This window comes from Streptomyces sp. NPDC007929, assembly GCF_042959065.1.
GTDB lineage: Bacteria > Actinomycetota > Actinomycetes > Streptomycetales > Streptomycetaceae > Streptomyces.
On sequence record NZ_JBIBKD010000001.1, the window covers coordinates 531,721 to 550,756 of the forward strand.

Consider the following 19,036-nt stretch of genomic DNA (forward strand, 5'->3'; position numbering starts at 1 on the left):
ATCAGCCCGCCTTCACATGGGTCCAGGCGGCGTCGCGGGCTTCCTCCGCCGCACGGCCGCCGTTGCGGAAGAACAGGTCCGCCTTGAGGTCGGCCTCGGTGACGAGGCACTCGGGGAACGGCTCGACCAGGTCGGCGTAGATCTTCTCGGAGCCCGCGACCGGCATCGGGTAGCCGATGTACTCGATGTTCTTCTTCACGTTCTCGGGACGCAGCATGTAGTCGATGAAGAGCATCGCGGTGCCGGGGTGCGGGGCGTTCCAGGGGATGGCGTAGCAGTCGGAGTTGATCGCCGTGCCCTCCTTGGGCGCCTGGAAGCCGAACACGTCGGGGTCCTTCGCCTGGTTGAGCATGGCGGCCATGTCGCCGCTCCACGCCTGCTGGATCAGCGCGTTGCCGTTGAGGAGGTTGTTGTAGCTGTCGCTGGAGAAGCCGCGCAGCCGGGGCCGCAGGGTGCCCAGCAGGGAGGTGATCCGGCCGAGGTCGCCGGAGTCGCCGGTGCTGACGTCGAGACCGAGCGCGAGGGCGCCCATGCCGAGGACCTCGTCACGGTCGTCCAGCAGGAAGACCTTGCCCCTGGCCCGGTCGTTCCACAGGTCCCGCCAGGAGTCGGTGAGGTCACCGATCCGGTCGCGCCGCCAGCCGATGCCGGTCTTGTACGCCGTGAAGGGCACGGTGTGCGCGGACCCGGGGTCGTACCACGGGTCGGCGAAGTAGTCGTAGGAGCCGAACACGGCCTGCGCGTTGCCGAGCTGGGAGCGGTCGATACGGCGCAGCCGGCCGCCGCGCACCAGGCGCTGGGCCCATTTGGCGGTGGGGAAGATGATGTCGTAGCGGTTGCCGGCGTTGAGCTTGGCGACCATGCCCTCCATCGAGTCGAAGTTCGACTGGACGACCTTGACGCCGTACTCGTTCTCGAACCCCTTGAACACGGACGGGTCGACGAAGTCGGCCCAGTTGAAGTACACGAGATCGCCGTCGACGCGTGCGCTGACCGGGGCGAGCCGGTCGGCGTCGGGTTTCTTCGCGGGCATGAACCCGCAGCCGCCGGCCGCTGCGCCCAGCAGGCCGCAGGCGCCCGCCCGCAGCACGGCGCGTCGGGTCGGCGGTATTGCCTCGGGGGACATATGAGGCGTCCTCTCCGTCGAGGAACGGCACAACTCCAGGGCGGGACCGGCTGGTCGGCTCACTTCAGGCCCTGAATCCGCAGTGATGACCGGTCTGGGGAGGTGCGTGCGCGTGTCAGAGGGCGCGCGGTAACGCCGAGGGGCGGCGTACGGCGGCGTGCGGGTGCCCGGGGCCGGACGGGGTCACCGGGTGTCCCCCTCCAGGTCGTCCCGGACCCGGCGGGCGAACCAGCCGACGGCGACCTCGCGCTGCGACAGCGGGCCCGGCTCGAAGCCGGGGGTGCGCATCCCGGCCTGGACGCGCTCCACCAGCTCGGCGTCCTCGTCGTTGGTCTCCCAGCCGATGCGGATGTTGATCCGCCGGGCCAGCCGGGTGCGCAGGCTCTCCCCGGTGCGGGTGTAGAAGCCGCCGGGGATCGCCGCCCGGTCCTGGGCGGTCGGCAGGGCGGTCCACGCGAGCACGTGGTCAGGGTAGAAGTCGATGAGCGTGTTCGGATAGATCACGGCGTACCGCCATACCCGCCGGTCGGCCTCGGTCAGCCCCGGCATGGGGGTGGCGAGCCGCTGGTAGAGCCGCTCGGTCCAGTTCGAGGAGGGCTTGTCGCGCAGCGGGGACTCGAACAGGACGTAGTTCTCCTGGACGTCCACGGTGTACGCCCCGTAGTCGAGCAGCCGCATGAGCGCCGGGTGGGCGACGGGGACGTGGTAGCCCTCCAGGTAGTTGTCGACGATCACCTTCCAGTTGGCGTTCTGCTCCTCGCCGTCCGCGAGGTCGTGGATGCGGTGCTTGCCGACGGGGACGAGACCGGGCCCGGCGTAGTGGCCGACGGCCTCGGCGAGCCCGGCGCAGGTCTCGGCCAGCGGCGTGGCCTCCAGGTCCAGATTGACGAAGACGAAGCCGAGGAACGACTCCACGTTGACGGGGAACAGGCCCAGCCGGGGCTTGTCCAGACAGGGGATCCGGCGGGCCTCGGGGGCGCCGACCAGGCGTCCGTCCAGCTTGTAGGTCCAGCCGTGGTACGGGCAGCGGATCGCCTTGCCCTCCGGCTCGGGGGCGCTGACGAGGCGGGTTCCGCGGTGCCGGCACACGTTGAGGTGGGCGGCGAGGCTGCCGTCCTCGGTGCGGACGACCAGCACCTCCCGTCCGGCGACGGTGCCGGTCAGCCGGGCGCCGGGGCCGGGCAGGTCGGATTCGTGGCAGACGAGCTGCCAGGACTTGGCGAAGATCGCCTCGGTCTCGGCCTCGGCGACCGCCGGATCGGTGTAGTAGTGCGCGGGCAGCGCCTCCCCGGGATGGCCGGGGGGCGGCTCCGGCGGGGGAGCGGCGACGGTGTCTGCCCGGGTGGTCGAGGGGTTCATCGGGGTCCTCCTCCGCGCCGCCGGGGCGGCGATGGGCGGTGAGGCGGTGGCCGGTGCGAGCGGCGGGCGGGGCGTGGTGCACTGCCCGGACCTGCTCGGAACGGCTGACTAATTGGTTAGTCAGAGTGGGCCTGGCGCGGACACAAGTCAAGACTTGTGGGCTGACTAATTAGTTAGTTAGTCTCGGGTCAGTCGGAAGGCCGGATCCGGACTTCCCCCCTCTCAGCTCCCCCTTCGCAATCTCCCCGCCCCACGCGCTCCGCGCGTCCGGCGCCGGAGCACCCCCCTCCCTCGTCATCGCCGCGCCACTGCCGTCTCCGGCCCGTCCGGACACGGTGTGACCCCGGAGGCACGCATGAGCGCTCGCCGAAGTCTGGTATGGCTCGGCCTCACGCCGGAGCCCGAACAGGAACTGCCCACCGCGGTGGCCGCCCTGCGGGTCCCGGCGGACGGTCGCTCGCCGGCCGCCCTCGTCGCCGCCGAGCGGCACCGCGTCGAGCGGCTCGTGCTGCGCGGCACACAGCGCGGCTGGCTGCGCTACCTGGGCGAGGTCACCGACCTGGTCGTCCGGGCCGCGACCGGCTCCACGACCGCCGATCCACAGGCGGCCCTGCTCGCCGGTGAGGTCGTCCTCGACCACCACCGCATGCTGATCGGCCTGCCCGGCACCGGCTACGCGCGCACCGCCGCCCAACGCCGTGATCTGGAACGGGCGCTCACCCGCCTGCGATCACACACCCCCTCCGATTCCAGGAGCACCGTATGACCGGCGTGCACCCCCTCCTCCCCGACGGCCTGCTGACCGGGGCCGCAGCCGGGGCCGAGGACCTCTCCCGGTACCTGGCCGCGGGTGGCTACGGCCCCCTGCCCGCCCCCGACCGGCTGCTCGGCCTGATCGACGCCGCGGGGCTGCGCGGCCGGGGCGGCGCCGGATTCCCGGCAGCCGTCAAGCTCCGCTCCGTGCGTGACGCGCCCGGCGAGCCCGTGGTCGTCGCCAACGGCGAGGAGGGCGAGCCGGGCTCGGTGAAGGACCGCTGGCTGCTGCGCCACCGGCCGCACGCGGTCCTGGACGGACTGCGGCTCACCGCCGCCGTCACCGGCGCCGCACGCGGCTGGGTCTACCTCTCCGACGGCCCGGCCGAACAGGCCGTCCGCCGCGCACTCGCCGAGTGGCCCCACGACCTGCGCGTGGACGTCCTGCGCACCGAGCACACCTACGTCGCGGGGGAGGAGACCGCGGTCGTCCGGCGCATCGACGGCGGCCCGGCCCTGCCCACGGCGAAACCACCGCGCCCCTTCGAGCGCGGCGTCGGGGGCGCGCCCACCCTCGTCGCCAACGTGGAGACCCTGGCCCGTATCGCCCTGATCCACACCCGCCCCGACGCCGCGGCCGCCGTCGCCGGGGCACGTCTGGTGACGCTGTCCGGGGGCGCCGACGGCACCTCGGCACTGGTCGAGGCACCCGCCGGTACGCATTTGAAGGTCCTGGCGGACCTGTGCGGCCACGGCACGGCCACCGCCGTCCTGCTGGGCGGACTCTTCGGAGGCCTGTACGGCGGGGGCTGGACGGACCTGCCGCTGGACCACGACCGGCTGATCGCGGCCGGCGGAGCGCTCGGCTGCGGAGCCCTGCACTTCCTGAGTGCCCGGGACTGCCCGGTCGCCGTGGCCACCGAAGCCGTCGGCTACCTGGCCGCGCAGAGCGCCCGCCAGTGCGGGGTGTGCGTCTCCGGCACCCGCGCACTGGCCGGAACCCTGCAAGCCGCCGGCTGCGGCGAAGCGGATCAGGAAGCCGTCGAGAAGCTGCACCGCTGGTCGCGTCAGCTGCCCGGCCGGGGCGCCTGCGGACTGCTCGACGCCGCTGCCCGCACGGTCGGCACCCTCCTCACCCACTTCCCCGACCTGCTCGACGCCCACCGCCGCACCGACTGCCCCGACTGCGACGGCGACGTGCCCGAGGACGGGCGCCGCTTCACCGTCCCCGTGCCCTGAGCCACAGCCCGCCCCCTCCCCACCCCCGTTCCGCCATGCCGCCGAAAGGACCCGCCATGAAACTCCTGCTGGACTCCACCCGCTGCCACGGCTACGGCCTCTGTCAGGAACCCGCGCCCGAGCTGATCGAACTCGACGAATGGGGATACGCGCGGCCCCGCCCCTCCGACGTGCCGGACGGAGCCGAAGCCGCCGCCGAGGCCGCCGTCGCCGCCTGCCCCAACTCCGCGCTGAGGCTGGTGAAGTGACATGGGACGCGACCTGTCGGCCCTCTTCGACCCCGTCTCCGTGGCCGTCGTCGGAGCCAGCGACGACCCGGCCAAGTACGGCCACGCCATAGCCGCCCAGGCCGTCCGCGCCGACGGCCGGCGCCCCGTCCACCTGGTCAACCGGCGCGGCGGCACCGTGCTCGGCCGCACCGCCGCCCCCAGCCTGAGCGCGCTCGGCGAGCGAGTCGACCTCGCGGTGATCTCCGTGCCCGCCGCCGGGTTCGAGGACGCCGTCGACGAGGCCCTGCGCTGCGGGGCCCGGGCCATCGTCGCCATCACCGCCGGTTTCGCCGAGACGGGCGACACGGGACGTCTGAGGCAGCAGGCCGTGGCCGAACGCGTCCGCGCCGCCGGTGCCGTCATGGTCGGGCCCAACTGCCTGGGGATCGCCGACAACACCACCGACCTCTTCCTCGCCTCCGACACCTTCACCCCCGGCGGCATCGCGCTCCTCAGCCAGAGCGGCAATCTCGCCCTGGAACTCCAGCTCCGCTTCCGCCCGCACCACCTCGGCTTCTCCCGGTTCGTCTCGCTCGGCAACCAGGCCGACGTCACCCTCGTCGACCTCCTCGCCGACTGTGCCCGGCACGAGGGCACCCGCGCCATCGCCGTCTACGCCGAGGACTTCGGCGACGGACGGGCCTTCGCCGAGGCCGCCGCCGACGCCGGGAAACCCGTCGTGCTGCTCACCGCCGGACGCGGGGACGCCTCCGCGCGCAGCGCGCAGTCGCACACCGGCGCGCTGACCACCTCGGCCGACGTGGTGACCGCGGCCTGCCGGGACGCCGGCGTGGAACTGGTCGCCACGCCCCGCGAACTGACCGTCGCGGTGGCCGCGGCGATCGGCGGGCGCCGTGCGGCCGGACGCCGGGTCGCCGTCCTCACGGACGGCGGCGGACACGGCGTCGTCGCCGCCGACGCCGTCGAGGCGGCCGGGCTGAGCGTCCCCGAACTCCACGAGCCGACGCGGCAGCGGCTCCGGGAGGCGCTGTGGGAGCAGTCCGCCGTCGCCAACCCGGTGGACCTCGCCGGGATGGGCGAGCAGGACCCCGGCTCCTACGCCGGGACCGTCGCCGCGCTGCTGGCCGCCGAGGAGACCGACGCCGTCCTGATGACCGGCTACTTCGGCGGCTACGCGGCCGCCGAGGGCGGACTCGGCGGTGGCGGCGCGGTGCTCGCGACCGGAGAGCAGGAGGCCGCGCGCCTCATCGCCGAACGGCACCGCGCCACCGCCAAACCCCTCGTGGTGCAGTCGATGTACCCCGATTCACCCAGCTGCCGCACCCTCGCCGCCGCCGGCATCCCGGTCTTCGCCGCCACCGAGGACGCCGCCCGCGCCCTCGCCGCCACAGCACCCGGCGCACCGGACACCGGAGTGACCCCCCTGCCCAGCCCCGCGCCCCCGCTGACCGAGACCGGTTACCTGAAGACCCGCAGCGCCCTCGAAGAGGCCGGACTCGTCTTCCCGCAAGCCCGCGAGATCCGCGACGAGGCCGAACTGCTGGCAGCGACCGCCGAGTTCGACGGCCCGTACGTGCTCAAGGCACTCCATGTGCTGCACAAGTCCGACGCGGGCGGAGTGGCCCTGGGCCTGGCCGGAGAGGCCGAACTGCTCGCCGCCTTCCGGGAGATGCACGCCCGGCTCGGCGCCCCCTCCTACTCCGTGGAGGCCATGGCCGACCTGACCGACGGCATCGAACTGATCGTCGGCGTCAACCAGGACCCGCGCTTCGGCCCGGTCGCCATGGTCGGCCTGGGCGGCATCCTCGCCGAGGCCCTGCGCGACGTCGCCTTCACCCTCGCGCCCGTCACCGCGGACCGGGCCGCGGCCCTGCTGCGCGGACTGCGGACCGCCACCCTCCTCGACGGGGTGCGGGGCAAGCCGCCCGTCGACATCGACGCCGCCGCCAAGGCCGTCGAGACGATCACCGCCTTCGCCGCCGCCCACCCCGAGATCGCCGAGCTGGAGGTCAACCCCCTCCTCGTGCACCCCGGCGGGGTGCTCGCCCTCGACTCCCGCGCCGTACTCGCCTGACCCACCGGAAGAGGTCCCCATGGACATGCGCTACACCCCCGAGCAGGCCGATCTGAAGCGGCGCGCCGCCGACTACGCGCGGCTGCTCATGCGGTACGAGGACCAGTCCGAGCAGGCCGGGGGACCCCTGCCCCAGGAGCTCGTCACCGAGCTGACCCGGGCCGCCATGGACGCCGGCGTCTACGCCATCAACATGCCCGCCGAGTGGGGCGGCGCCGGACTCGGCCTGCTCGACCAGGTCATCGTGGAGGAGGAGTTCGGCAAGGTCACCAACTGCCTGTGGGACATCCCCTGGCGGCCCGCCAACGTCCTCGCGTACGGCGACGAACGGCAGCGCGAGAAGTACCTGCTGCCGGTGATCCGCGCCGAGAAGTTCGACGCGTTCGCCGTCACCGAGCCCGGCGCGGGCTCGGACCCGTCCTCCGGCACCTCCACGGCCACCCGCACCGACGGCGGCTGGCTGCTCAACGGCGAGAAGTGGTTCGTCACCTGCGGCGACATCGCCGACTTCCTGCTGGTGCAGGCCGACGCCGGCCCCGAGCGGCAGCCCACCCTGTTCTTCGTGGACAAGGCCGCGCCCGGCGTCGAGATGACCCGCGTCCCGCACTTCATGCACTCCGCCGTCAACGGGCACCCCGAGTTCACCTTCACCGACGTCTTCGTCGCCGACGAGGACGTGCTCGGCGGGGTCGGCAACGGCTACGAACTGACCAAGGAGTGGTTCACCGACGAGCGCCTGATGATCGCCGCCCGCACGGTCGGCGCCGCCGAGCGGGCCCTGCGGCTCGCCCGCGACTGGGCCGTGCAGCGCGAGCAGTTCGGGGCGCCCATCGCCTCCTACCAGCTGATCCAGGGCATGCTCGCCGACTGCGCCGTCGACATCGCCGTCAACCGCGCCTACACCCACCAGGTCGCCTGGGAGGCCGACCAGCCGGGCACCGACCGCAAGACCCTGCACGCCAAGGCCTCCACCGCCAAGCTCGCCGCCAGCGAGGCCGCCGGGCGGGTCGCCGACCGCTGTCTGCAGATCTTCGGCGGCCGCGGCTACGACCGCACCTACCCCGTCGAGCGCATGTACCGCGAGCTGCGCGTCGACCGGATCTGGGAGGGCACCTCCGAGATCCAGCGGCTGATCATCGCCAACGAGCTCATCAAGCGCGGCACCCGCGCCCTTGCCCTGCCCACGCACTGACACCCCTTCACCAGCGAGGACTCCCATGGACTTCCGCCTCACCCCGCGCCAGGTCCGGCTCAAGGCCGACGCACGCGCCCTCACCGACTTCATCGCCACGTACGAGGACCAGTGCGAGGAGGAGAACGGCCTGCCCGCCGACGCGCACGCCAAGATCCGCGACGCCGTCCTCGACGCCGGGCTCCAGGCCGTGAACATGCCGGCCGAGTGGGGCGGCGCCGGACTCACCATCGCCGAGCAGGCCACCGTCCAGGAAGAGCTGGGACGCCTCACCGGCGCCCTGTGGGACATGGTGTGGCGGCCCGCCAACGCGCTGCGGTTCTGCACCCCCGAGCAGCGCGAGCGGTTCCTGATCCCGGTGATCAACGGCGAGCGGCGCGACTGCTACGCCGTCACCGAGCGCAACGCCGGCTCCGACCCGCAGAACCTCTCCACCACGGCGACGAAGAACGACCAGGGCTGGGTGCTCAACGGCGAGAAGTGGTTCGTGACCGTCGGCGACCACGCCGACTTCATGATCGTCCTCGCGGCGGCGGGCCCGGAGCGCGCCCCCACCCTCTTCCTCGTCGACAAGGACACCCCCGGCATCGAGATGACCCGGGTCCCGCGCTTCATGCACACGTTCGTCTACGAGCACCCCGAGTTCACCTTCACCGACGTCCAGGTCGGCGAGGACGCCGTCCTCGGCGGCATCGGCGAGGGATACGACATCACCCGCTCCTGGTTCACCGAGGAACGCCTGATGATCGCCGCCCGTACCACCGGCGCCGCCGAGCGCGCACTGGAGCTGTCCCGGGACTGGGCCGTTCAGCGCGAGCAGTTCGGCGCGCCGATCTCCTCGTACCAGCTGGTCCAGGGCATGCTCGCCGACTGCGCCGTGGACATCGCCGTCAACCGGGCCTACACCCACCAGGTCGCCTGGGAGGTCGACCACGCCGGCCCCGAGGAGCGCAAGACGCTGCACGCCAAGGCGGCCATCGCCAAGCTCGCCGCGAGCGAGGCCTCCGGCCGGGTCGTCGACCGCTGTCTGCAGATCCACGGCGGCCGGGGCTACGACCGCGCCTACGCCGTCGAGCGGCTCTACCGCGAGCTGCGCGTGGACCGGATCTGGGAGGGCACCTCCGAGATCCAGCGGCTGATCATCGCCAACGAGCTGATCAAGCGTGGTTCGGGGGTTCTGGACCTGCCCGTCGGGGGCGTCGGCCGATGACCGGCATCAAGCGCGTGGGGGTGGTGGGCTGCGGGCTGATGGGCGCCGGCATCGCCGAGGTCTGCGCACGGGCCGACATGCCGGTCACCGTCGTGGAGCGCGACGCGGAGGCGGCCCGCGCGGGCCGCCTCCGCGTCACCCGCTCGCTCGACCGGGCCGCCGCGAGCGGCAGGATCGACGCCGAACGGCGCGACAGCGCCGCGGGCCTGGTCACCGTCGTCGACGAACTCGACGCCCTGCACGACCACGACCTGGTCATCGAGGCGGTCGCCGAGGACGAGGCACTCAAGGTCGACGTGTTCACCCGCCTCGACTGCGTCGTCACCGACGAGCACACCATCCTCGCGACCAACACCTCCTCCATCCCCGTCATCAGGCTCGCCGCCGCGACGACCCGGCCCGACCGGGTCGTCGGGGTGCACTTCTTCAACCCCGTGCCGGTGCTGCGGCTCGTCGAACTCGTGCCGTCGCTGCTCACCTCGCCCGGCACGGCGCAGCGGGCCGAGGAGTTCGTCACCGGCACCCTCGGCAAGGAGGTGGTCCGCACCCGGGACAAGGCCGGGTTCGTCGTCAACGCCCTGCTCGTGCCGTACCTCCTGGCCGCCGTCCGCATGGTGGAGTCGGGCAGCGCGACCGTCGAGGACGTCGACCGGGGCATGGTCCTCGGCTGCGCCCATCCGCTCGGCCCGCTGGCCCTCACGGACCTGATCGGCCTGGACACCACCCGGGCCATCGCCGAGTCGCTGTACGCCGAGTTCCGCGAACCGCAGTACTCGCCGCCCCCGCTGCTGTCCCGGATGGTCGAGGCCGGGCTGCTCGGACGCAAGTCCGGCAGGGGCTTCCACGCCTACGACGAGGAGCCCCGGGCCGGGGCACCGGCACCGGCGGCGCGGCCGTGAGGGAAGATGGTCCTCGCGTACGACCGTCGAACGAGGGGAGCCGCAGGGTGAGCACCAAGGTGCGCACGGCAGACACGCGCGAGCGCATCCTGACCGCGGCGTGCGAGGTCATCGCCGACATCGGCTTCGAGAAGATCCGGATGCGGATGGTCGCCGAGCGGGCCGGGGTGTCGACGGCGCTGCTGCACTACCACTTCGACACCCGCGAGAAGCTGTTCACGGAGGCGATGACCCACTCCTTCGCCAACACCGCCGTGGACGTCGAACGCGACGCGGGGACGGCCCCGGCGGCGGTCATCCTGGCCCGCATCGTGCGCAACCTGCTGCCGACCGACCCCCAGCTCCACCAGGACTGGCGGCTCTGGCAGGAACTGTGGGTGCGGGCCCTGCGCGACGAGACCACCCGCGTCTTCGCCGTCGACCTCTACGCGCAACTGCACGCCTGGGTGGCGGACGCGGTACGGCGCGGCATCGACTCCGGCGAGTTCACCCCGACCGACGTCGACGAGCTCAGCACCCTCGTGCTGTCCCTGAGCGACGGCTACGGCATCCGCCTGATGCTGCGCGACCCGACGGTCACCCTCGACGCGGCGCTCACCGCCATCTGGCGCCAGGTGTCGACCGCCCTGGGACTGCCCGAGGCTGTGCCGACGGAGTGAGTTCCCGGCCCGGCTGTCACAGATCCGGGCCCCGCCCTGTCTCTCTGGTGAGTCAGCACCTCAGCGAATGGAGACAGTGATGAAGATCGTGGTCGTCGGCGGTACGGGCCTGATCGGCTCCCAGGTGTCCGCCCTCCTGCGCGAGGGCGGTCACGAGGTCGTGCGGGCCGCCCCCTCCACGGGCGTCGACACCCTCACCGGCGAAGGACTGGCAGCCGCCCTCAAGGGCGCGGACGTGGTCGTGGACGTGTCGAACTCGCCGTCCTTCGACACCGAACCCGCCCTGGACTTCTTCACCCGCTCGGCCCGGAACCTGTTCGCCGCCGAGAAGGAGGCAGGCGTCCGCCATCACGTGGCGCTGTCGATCGTCGGCGTCGACCAGGTCCCCGGCTACGGGTACTACGAGGCCAAGGTCGCCCAGGAGAACGCCGTGCGCGGCAGCGGCGTGCCGTACAGCATCGTGCGCGCCACCCAGTTCTTCGAGTTCGTGGCGCCCGTGATGAACATGTCCACCGAGGGGACCGAGGTGCGGCTGCCGTCCACGCGGCTGCGCCCGATCGCCTCCGCCGACGTCGCCGCGGCCGTCGCGGAGGCCGCGCAGGGCGAGCCGTCCAACGGCGTCCGCCACATCGCGGGCCCCGAGGTGCACGGTCTCGACCGGCTCGGTGAGATCACCCTCGCGGCGAAGCCGGACGGCCGTACCGTCGTCACCGACGAGAAGGCCGGCCTGTTCGCGGGCATGCCCGACGTGCTCACCGGCGACGACAGTGCCCACCTCGCGACCACCCGGTACGAGGAGTGGCTCAAGCGCGACTGATCCGTCGGGCTACGGGCGGCCGGTCACCCGGCGGGCCGACCGCTCGTACGCCCTCAGCTTCTCCGGCGCCAGCACCCAGTAGAGCCCGTCGATGCCGTCGGGGCCCACGGTGGCGCTCACCAGCGCCACGGCCGCACCGTCCCGCACGAGCAGCAGGCTCGGCTGCCCGTTGGCCTCGACCACGCGGTACTCGGCGCCGGGGAAGAACCTGTGCGTGAACGCGGTGACCCTGGCCACGCGGCCGGGCCCGACGAGTTCCAGCCGGGCCACGCCGCGCATGCCGTTGCCGTCGGCGTAGGCGACGACGTCGGCCGACAGGACGCTCTCCAGCGCGGCGACGTCGCCCTCCCGCGCGGCGGCGACGAAGGCGTCGAGCAGCCGCCGGTGCTGAGCCGTGTCCACCGGCTCCCGGCGCTCGGCGGACAGCCGCTTGCGCGCCCGGCTGACGATCTGCCGCGTATTGGCCTGGCTGAGCTCCAGGATCCCCGCGATCTCGTCGTACGCGTAGCCGAACGCCTCGCGCAGCACATACGCCGCCCGCTCCACCGGGCTCAGCCGCTCCAGGACCAGCAGCACGGCCAGCTCCAGCGCCTCCTCGCGCTCGGCGCCGACCTGCGGATCCACGCCGGTGTCCACGGGCTCCGGCAGCCACGGCCCCACATAGGCCTCGCGCCGGACGCGCGCCGACTGCGCCACGTTGATCGCCAGCCGGGTGGTGATCCGCGCCAGGAACGCGCCCTCGTCCAGTACGCCGCCGCGGTCCGCCCCCTGCCAGCGCAGCCACACGTCCTGCACCACGTCCTCGGCCTCCGACACACTGCCCAGCACGCGGTAGGCGATGCCGAACAGCCGCGGACGCAGCCGCTCGAAGGCGTCCGCCGCCGCGTTCAGCGCGTCGTCGGGCAGGGGCCGCTGCTGGTCCATGAAACCGATGCCTCCGGGGTCGACGGTCGTGTCCCACGACAGTACGTCCCCCGGGCACCGATGAGTTCCGCGCCGCCGCCCGGTCTGCCCCTCCGTACGACCCACCGCGCCCCAACGCCGTTCAGGAGACAGAGACATGAGTGTGACGACACCTCAGAGCCAGGTACAGCGGAACGAGTCCGGCCTGCTCACCGCACGCCCCGTGTGGCTGGTCGGCATTCTGGCCACCCTCGCCGGAGCGGTGGTGACGGAGGGGTTCGCGCTCGTCGCGCGGGCCGCCGGGGTCCCGATGGAGGCGGCGGGTCCCGGCGCCACGGAGGCCGCGGAGATCCCGGTCGGCGGCTTCTTCGGCGGGGTGCTGTTCTGGTCGGTCGCCGGAATCGTCCTCGCGGTCGTCCTCGCCCGCTGGGCGAAGCAGCCCGCCCGCACCTTCACGGTGACGACCGTCGTGCTCACCGCGCTGTCCCTCGCCGGGCCGGCCGTCGCCCCGCACACCGCCGGCTCCACCCGGATCGTCCTCGCCGTGTCCCATGTGGTGGCCGCCGCGGTCATCGTCCCGCTGCTGGCGCGCAGGCTCTCCCACGTGCGGCGCTGAACGGCTCCCGGCCTCCCCGCCACCGACACGGGCCCGTCGCGCTCCGGCGCCGACGGGCCCGTCGCCGTCCGACACGAACGGCCCAATCGCGCCGCGCCGGAGGAGGCGAGCGTGCATGACCGGTGTGACGGTGGTGGAAGGACTGCGCGTGCACACGGTGACGAGGAGGCGCGATGGCGGAGGCACTGGCCGAAGGCGGCACGAAGAGCGCTGCCACGAGGGGCGGCGCGGATCCGTCCCCGGGCGTCTTCGAGCAGCTCGGCGCCGTCGCCGACGCCGTCCTCTACGAGGGCTACCTCCTCTACCCCTACCGCCGTTCCTCCACCAAGAACCGGGTCCGCTGGCAGTTCGGCGTGCTGTTCCCCCGGGACTGGGTGGAGGCCGACGGCCCCGTCAGCCCCGGTGTCTCCGGCTCCGCCGACTCCTGGTACCAGCGGACCGAGTGCCTGCTGCGGGTCCGGCAGCCGGACAACGCCCGCGTGCGCGTACGGGTCCGCTACCTCCAGATGCAGCGCAAGCAGGTGGAGGAAGCGGGCCGGCCCGTCGCGTCGCTGCGCTGCGACGACGGCACCATGCATCTGACCTTCGACGAGGCCCTGCCGCGCGAGTGCGAGGCCGAGGCCCCGCTCGGCGAACTCCTCCGGGGCGGTCGTACCGTCACGGTGAGCGCCGCGGCAGGCGAGGACGTCGAACCGCTGCCCGGCGACATCGGGCGGGTGGTGCGCAGCCGCGAGGAGATCCGCGCCGAGACCACCGTCACCGCCGAGCGGCTCTCCGACGGCCTCTGCCGGATCCGCGTGACGACCACGAACACCGCGCCCGCCCCGGAACCGAACACCCCCCGGGACGAGGCGCTGCGCCGGGCCCTCATCGCCACCCACACCCTGATCGGCGGGGACGGCGTGGAGTTCGTCTCGCTCATCGACCCGCCGGAGGATCTGCGAGCACCCGTACGCGCCTGCCGCAACGAGTTCACCTTCCCCGTGCTCGGCGGCGAGTCCGGCGACACCGCCCCCGTGCTGCTGTCCGCGCCGATCATCCTCCCCGACCACCCCCGGATCGCCCCCGAGAGCCCGGGTGACCTGCATGACGCCGGGGAGATCGACGAGATCCTCACCCTGCGCACGATGCTGCTGACCGACGAGGAGAAGCGCGAGGCACGGGCCACGGACCCGCGTGCGGCGGCGATCCTCGACCGCGTCGACACCATGCCCCAGGAGGTCTTCGAACGCCTCCACGGCGCCGTCCGCTCGCTGACGCCGTCCACACGGACGACGCGAGCCGGCAGGCTGCCGGGCGCTGCCGGCTCGCCCGCACCGGCCGGCCTCGCCTCGGCGCCCGCCGACCGCCTGCCCGGCGCTCTCGGCTCCCCGGACCCGCTCGCCTTCGCCTCGGCGTCCGCCGACCGGCCCGCCTGGTGGCAGGAGGGCGGCGACGACGGGTTGTCCCCGACCACCGACACCGTGCTCGTCGACGGCGTCCCGCTCGGCGGTGGCAGCCGGGTGCGGCTGCGGCCCCGACGACGGGGCGCCGATGCCCAGGACATGTTCCTGGCCGGGCGGACCGCCGAGGTCGCCGCCGTCTTCCACGACGTGGACGGCAGCGTGCACCTCGCCGTCACCCTCGACGACGACCCCGCCGCCGAACTGAACAACTGGTACGGCCGCTTCCACTACTTCCGGCCCGACGAGCTCGAACCCCTCGAGCCCGCCGCATCCCCGGACGAGCCGTCGGCACCGGCTCCCGCCGCAGCTCCCGCGCGGCACACGACCGACTCCGAGACCCCCGCAGCGGAGGCCGAGTGACATGACCACCCACAGCAGCACCACCGAAGTCAGCAAGGAACCCGAACGGTCCGAGGACCGCCAGGGCATAGACGAGATCACCATCCTCTGGATCTCCGAGGGCATGAGCTGCGACGGCGACACCGTCTCGCTCACCGCAGCCGACCAGCCCTCCATCGAGGACCTGGTGCTCGGCCTGATCCCGGGCCTGCCCAAGGTGAACCTGGTCAACAAGGTGCTCTCGCCCAGCCTGGGCGGCGAGGACTTCCTCGCGCCCTACCGGGCGGCCGTACGCGGCGAACTGGGCCCGTTCATCCTCGTCATCGAGGGCTCGATCCCCAACCAGAACATCATCGAGGGCGACGGCTACTGGACGTCCTTCGGCAACGACCCGGAGACCGGCGAGCCGCAGACTCTCAACTGGTGGATCGACCAACTGGCCCCCAAGGCCTGGGCGGTCGTCGCCGCCGGCACCTGCGCCACCTTCGGCGGCATCCACGCCATGTCCGGCAACCCCACGGGCTGCATGGGCCTGGCCGACTACCTGGGCTGGGACTACACCTCCCAGGCCGGACTGCCGATCGTCAACGTGCCCGGCTGCCCGATCCAGCCCGAGAACTTCATGGAGACCCTGGTCTGGGTCCTCTACCACGCCGCCGGCTCCGCACCCCCGCCGCCGCTGGACCACATGCTGCGCCCGCAGTGGCTGTTCGGGAAGACCGTCCACGAGGGCTGCGACCGCGGCTCGTACTACGAGCAGGCCAGCTTCGCCAAGGACTACAACTCGCCCAAGTGCCTGGTCAAGACGGGCTGCTGGGGCCCGGTCGTCAACTGCAACGTGCCCAAGCGCGGCTGGATGGCCGGCATCGGCGGCTGCCCCAACGTCGGCGGCATCTGCATCGGCTGCACGATGCCCGGCTTCCCCGACGCGTTCATGCCGTTCATGGACGAACCCCCCGGCGGCACCCTGTCCTCCCTTGCCATCAAGCCGTACGGCGCCGTCATCCGCAGGCTGCGCGGCGTGACCAACGAACTGGTCAACCACGAGCCGAGGTGGCGCCACAACAAGCGCAAGCTGACCAGCGGTTACGACCCGCACTGGCGCGCCTGACGGAAGCCGGGCACACCCCCCACCCCCCACACCACCGACAGCGAGGGGCAGTACCGCAGATGACCACCACCGAGGCCCGTCCCACGGACCGCAAACCACCAGAGCTCGTGGACATGTCCTGGGACCCGATCACCCGGATCATCGGGAACCTGGGCATCTACACGAAGATCGACTTCGCCAACCGGGAAGTCGTCGAATGCCACAGCACCTCGTCGCTGTTCCGCGGCTACTCGGTGTTCATGAAGGGCAAGGACCCGCGCGACGCGGGCTTCATCACGTCCCGGATCTGCGGCATCTGCGGCGACAACCACACCACCTGCTCCGACTACGCCCAGCAGATGGCCTACGGCGTCAAGCCGCCCCCCCTGGCCGAGCACATCGTCAACCTCGGCGAAGCCGCCGAGTACATGTTCGACCACACGATCTTCCAGGACAACCTGGTCTTCGTGGACTTCTGCGAGGCGATGGTCAAGGCCACCAACCCCGGGGTCCTGGCCCGCGCCGAACGCACCGAGGCGCCCCGCGGCGAGATCCACGGCTACCGGACCATCGCCGACATCATGAAGGCCTTCAACCCCTTCGAGGGCGAGGTCTACAAGGAGGCCCTGAAGGTCAGCCGGGTCACCCGCGAGATGTTCTGCCTGATGGAGGGCCGGCACGTCCACCCCTCCACGCTGTACCCGGGCGGCGTCGGCACGATGCCCCAGCCCACCGTCTTCACCGACTACCTCGCGCGCCTGATGCGGGTCATCGACTTCGTGAAGAAGGCCGTCGCCATGAACGACGACGTCTTCGACTTCTTCTACGAGGCCCTGCCCGGCTACGAGGAGGTCGGCCGCCGCCGCACCCTGCTCGGCTGCTGGGGCGCCTTCCAGGACCCCAAGGTCGTCGACTACCGCTACGAGACGATGAACACCTGGGGCAAGGCGATGTACGTCACCCCGGGCATCATCGTCGACGGCGAACTGGTCACCAACAACCTCGTCGACATCAACCTCGGCCTGCGCATCATGCTCGGCAGCTCCTACTACGAGGACTGGGTGGGCGAGCAGCCGTTCGTCACCCACGACCCGCTCGGCAACCCCGTCGACATGCGCCACCCGTGGAACCAGACCACCGTCCCGGTGCCGCAGAAGCGCGACTTCGACGACAAGTACAGCTGGGTGATGAGCCCGCGCTGGTTCGACCAGCGCACCGGCGACCACCTCGCCCTCGACACCGGCGGCGGCCCCCTCGCCCGCCTGTGGTCGACGGCCCTGAGCGGCCTGGTCGACACCCCGTACATCAAGGCCACCGGCCACAGCGTGCGCATCTCCCTGCCCAAGGGCGAGTCGCTGCCGGAGACCACCCTGGAGTGGCGCATCCCGCAGTGGAGCAACACCATCGAACGCGACCGCGCCCGCCCGTACTTCGTGGCCTACGCGGCCGCCATGGCCCTGCAGTTCCTCGAAGAGGCCATGGGCATGGTGCGCGCCGGTGAGACCAAGGTGTTCGAGAACTACGAGGTGCCCGACGAGGCGATCGGCTGCGGCTTCCACGAAGCGGTGCGCGGCGTCCTCTCCCACCACCTGGTGATCAAGGACAAGAAGATCGCCAACTACCACCCGTACCCGCCCACCCCGTGGAACGCCAGCCCCCGCGACAAGTTCGGCACCCCCGGCCCGTACGAGGACGCCGTCCAGGGCCAGCCCATCTTCGAGGAGAACGGGCCGGACGACTTCAAGGGCGTCGACATCATGCGCACGGTCCGCAGCTTCGACCCCTGTCTGCCGTGCGGGGTGCACATGTACGTCGGCAAGGGCAAGACGCTGACCACCCTGCACTCGCCGACCTACGGGGCGAACCATGGCTGAGGCCGCCACGGCACGGCTGGCGGACCCGGACGTCGAGGCCCGGCTCGTCCGGCTCGACCGGGCGCTGGACACCCTGGAGTCCGCGCCCGGCCCCACGACCCGCACCGCGACCGAGGCGGTGGCCCTGCTGACCGAGGTCTACGGCGAGGCCCTGGCCCGCGTCCTGGACCGGGCGGACGAGGAGCTGGCCGAGCGCCTGGCCGAGGACGAGCTCGTCGGGCACCTGCTGGTCCTGCACGACATCCACCCCGAGCCGGCCGAACGCCGGGCGGCCCGCGCGGTCGAACGGCTGCGACCCGCCGTACGGGAACGCGGCGGCGACGTGGAGTGGGCCGGGGTGGAGGGGCAGGTCGCCCGGGTGCGGCTGACCACGGGCGGCGGCGGATGCGGTTCGGGCTGCGGCGGCGGAGGCGACGAGGTCACCGACGCGGTCCGCGCGGCGGTGCTCGCCGCGGCGCCCGAGCTGTCGGCGGTGGAGCCCCTGACCGAGACGGCCCCCGCCTTCGTCCCGCTGACCACGCTGACGCGCCGGAGCGCGCCGTGACCACCGACGGGGCCCTGGACCGGCCCGAGCGCACCGCGACCGCCGACGGCGCCCTGGCCCGCCTCATCCGCTCCTCGGCCGACCGCACGGCGGCGGCCGAGCGGGAGGTGTGCGACCTGTGCGCCGCACCGGTCGCCGACGAGCACGCCCACCTGTACGACACCGGCCAGGAGGAGGTGCGCTGCGCCTGCGGCCCCTGCTCGGTGCTGTTCGCCGACGCGACGGCGGGGGACGGCCAGTACCGGCTGGTGCCCCGGCGCCGCATCCGGCTGCCCAAGGTCGACACAGCCGTCCTGGGCGTCCCCGTCGGCCTGGTCTTCTTCGTGCCCCGGGCGGACGGCACCGTCACAGCCGAGGGCCCGAGTCCCGCGGGAGCCATGTGCTGGGAGGTGGACACGGCGGCCTGGCAGCAGCTGGCCGGGACGTGTCCGCGGCTCGCAACCGTGGAACCCGACGTGGAGGCGCTCTTGGTCAACACCGTCCACGGCCTCGACGAGCACTGGATCGTGCCGATCGACGACTGCTACCGGATGATCGCCGTCGTACGCAGGGAGTGGCGCGGCATGTCCGGCGGCGGCCGGATCTGGCCGGCCGTCCAGCAGTTCTTCGAGGACCTCACCGAGCGGCCATAGCCACGCACTCCGCAGGTCGGAGGCGAGGAAGGAGA

18 protein-coding genes are annotated in these 19,036 nt (G+C 72.5%); 15 read left to right on the top strand and 3 right to left on the bottom strand.

All coding sequences use genetic code 11. The features are described from left to right. Window position 1 precedes the first annotated feature (1 nt). On the bottom strand, window positions 2-1,126 hold the full coding sequence (locus ACFZDE_RS02390; RefSeq protein ID WP_391196649.1) for an extracellular solute-binding protein: 1,125 nt from the start codon (window positions 1,124-1,126) through the stop codon (window positions 2-4). A gap of 183 nt (window positions 1,127-1,309) precedes the next feature. After that, window positions 1,310-2,485, bottom strand: a complete 1,176-nt coding sequence (locus ACFZDE_RS02395) for an SRPBCC family protein (RefSeq protein ID WP_391196652.1) — start codon at window positions 2,483-2,485, stop codon at window positions 1,310-1,312. 355 nt (window positions 2,486-2,840) lie between these two features. On the opposite strand from ACFZDE_RS02395, the gene ACFZDE_RS02400 reads away from it, so the two are divergent. The 9 genes from ACFZDE_RS02400 (at window position 2,841) to ACFZDE_RS02440 (ending at window position 11,558) form a co-directional block, all read left to right on the top strand. Next, the gene (locus tag ACFZDE_RS02400) at window positions 2,841-3,251 is read left to right on the top strand and encodes a hypothetical protein (RefSeq protein WP_391196654.1); all 411 of its coding nucleotides are present in this window, start codon (window positions 2,841-2,843) and stop codon (window positions 3,249-3,251) included. Beyond that, window positions 3,248-4,477: an NADH-ubiquinone oxidoreductase-F iron-sulfur binding region domain-containing protein gene (locus ACFZDE_RS02405; RefSeq protein WP_391196657.1), complete on the top strand. Its 1,230-nt coding sequence runs from the start codon at window positions 3,248-3,250 to the stop codon at window positions 4,475-4,477. Before ACFZDE_RS02400 ends, ACFZDE_RS02405 begins: the two co-directional genes overlap by 4 nt. Before the next feature lie 56 nt (window positions 4,478-4,533). Next, window positions 4,534-4,725 (top strand): ferredoxin, encoded by a 192-nt coding sequence (locus ACFZDE_RS02410; RefSeq protein WP_390990964.1) that lies wholly within the window; start codon window positions 4,534-4,536, stop codon window positions 4,723-4,725. 1 nt (window position 4,726) lies between these two features. Continuing rightward, on the top strand, window positions 4,727-6,781 hold the full coding sequence (locus ACFZDE_RS02415) for an acetate--CoA ligase family protein (protein ID WP_391196660.1): 2,055 nt from the start codon (window positions 4,727-4,729) through the stop codon (window positions 6,779-6,781). Between the two features lie 19 nt (window positions 6,782-6,800). Continuing rightward, a complete protein-coding gene (locus ACFZDE_RS02420; RefSeq protein ID WP_390990958.1) occupies window positions 6,801-7,973 on the top strand; it encodes an acyl-CoA dehydrogenase family protein in 1,173 nt (390 codons plus the stop codon). Window positions 7,974-7,998: 25 nt separating this feature from the next. Then, a complete protein-coding gene (locus tag ACFZDE_RS02425; protein ID WP_391196662.1) occupies window positions 7,999-9,183 on the top strand; it encodes an acyl-CoA dehydrogenase family protein in 1,185 nt (394 codons plus the stop codon). Next, window positions 9,180-10,082 (top strand): 3-hydroxybutyryl-CoA dehydrogenase, encoded by a 903-nt coding sequence (locus ACFZDE_RS02430; protein WP_391196664.1) that lies wholly within the window; start codon window positions 9,180-9,182, stop codon window positions 10,080-10,082. Before ACFZDE_RS02425 ends, ACFZDE_RS02430 begins: the two co-directional genes overlap by 4 nt. Window positions 10,083-10,129: 47 nt before the next feature. Beyond that, entirely contained in the window at window positions 10,130-10,741 is a 612-nt protein-coding gene (locus ACFZDE_RS02435) for a TetR family transcriptional regulator C-terminal domain-containing protein (RefSeq protein WP_391196666.1), read from the top strand. 79 nt (window positions 10,742-10,820) lie between these two features. Further along, window positions 10,821-11,558 (top strand): NAD(P)H-binding protein, encoded by a 738-nt coding sequence (locus ACFZDE_RS02440; RefSeq protein ID WP_391196668.1) that lies wholly within the window; start codon window positions 10,821-10,823, stop codon window positions 11,556-11,558. Window positions 11,559-11,567: 9 nt separating this feature from the next. Here ACFZDE_RS02440 and sigJ read toward each other — a convergent pair whose 3' ends face one another. Further along, window positions 11,568-12,482, bottom strand: coding sequence for an RNA polymerase sigma factor SigJ (sigJ, locus tag ACFZDE_RS02445; protein WP_391196671.1), 915 nt, complete (start codon window positions 12,480-12,482; stop codon window positions 11,568-11,570). Window positions 12,483-12,618: 136 nt separating this feature from the next. On the opposite strand from sigJ, the gene ACFZDE_RS02450 reads away from it, so the two are divergent. From ACFZDE_RS02450 to ACFZDE_RS02475, 6 genes are all read left to right on the top strand, one after another. Beyond that, window positions 12,619-13,077 carry a DUF6069 family protein gene (locus tag ACFZDE_RS02450; protein WP_391196674.1) on the top strand — a complete coding sequence of 153 codons (459 nt, stop codon included), beginning with the start codon at window positions 12,619-12,621 and terminating at the stop codon, window positions 13,075-13,077. Between the two features lie 173 nt (window positions 13,078-13,250). Continuing rightward, a complete protein-coding gene (locus ACFZDE_RS02455) occupies window positions 13,251-14,882 on the top strand; it encodes a hypothetical protein (protein ID WP_391196676.1) in 1,632 nt (543 codons plus the stop codon). A 1-nt stretch (window position 14,883) separates the two neighbouring features. Continuing rightward, the gene (locus ACFZDE_RS02460) at window positions 14,884-15,972 is read left to right on the top strand and encodes a hydrogenase expression protein HypE (protein ID WP_390990935.1); all 1,089 of its coding nucleotides are present in this window, start codon (window positions 14,884-14,886) and stop codon (window positions 15,970-15,972) included. A 59-nt stretch (window positions 15,973-16,031) separates the two neighbouring features. Then, the gene (locus tag ACFZDE_RS02465) at window positions 16,032-17,825 is read left to right on the top strand and encodes a nickel-dependent hydrogenase large subunit (RefSeq protein ID WP_390990932.1); all 1,794 of its coding nucleotides are present in this window, start codon (window positions 16,032-16,034) and stop codon (window positions 17,823-17,825) included. Further along, window positions 17,818-18,369 carry a NifU family protein gene (locus ACFZDE_RS02470; protein WP_391196679.1) on the top strand — a complete coding sequence of 184 codons (552 nt, stop codon included), beginning with the start codon at window positions 17,818-17,820 and terminating at the stop codon, window positions 18,367-18,369. The genes ACFZDE_RS02465 and ACFZDE_RS02470 overlap by 8 nt, the downstream gene beginning before the upstream one ends. Continuing rightward, the gene (locus ACFZDE_RS02475) at window positions 18,366-19,001 is read left to right on the top strand and encodes a DUF5947 family protein (protein ID WP_391196681.1); all 636 of its coding nucleotides are present in this window, start codon (window positions 18,366-18,368) and stop codon (window positions 18,999-19,001) included. Before ACFZDE_RS02470 ends, ACFZDE_RS02475 begins: the two co-directional genes overlap by 4 nt. Window positions 19,002-19,036: the final 35 nt, after the last annotated feature.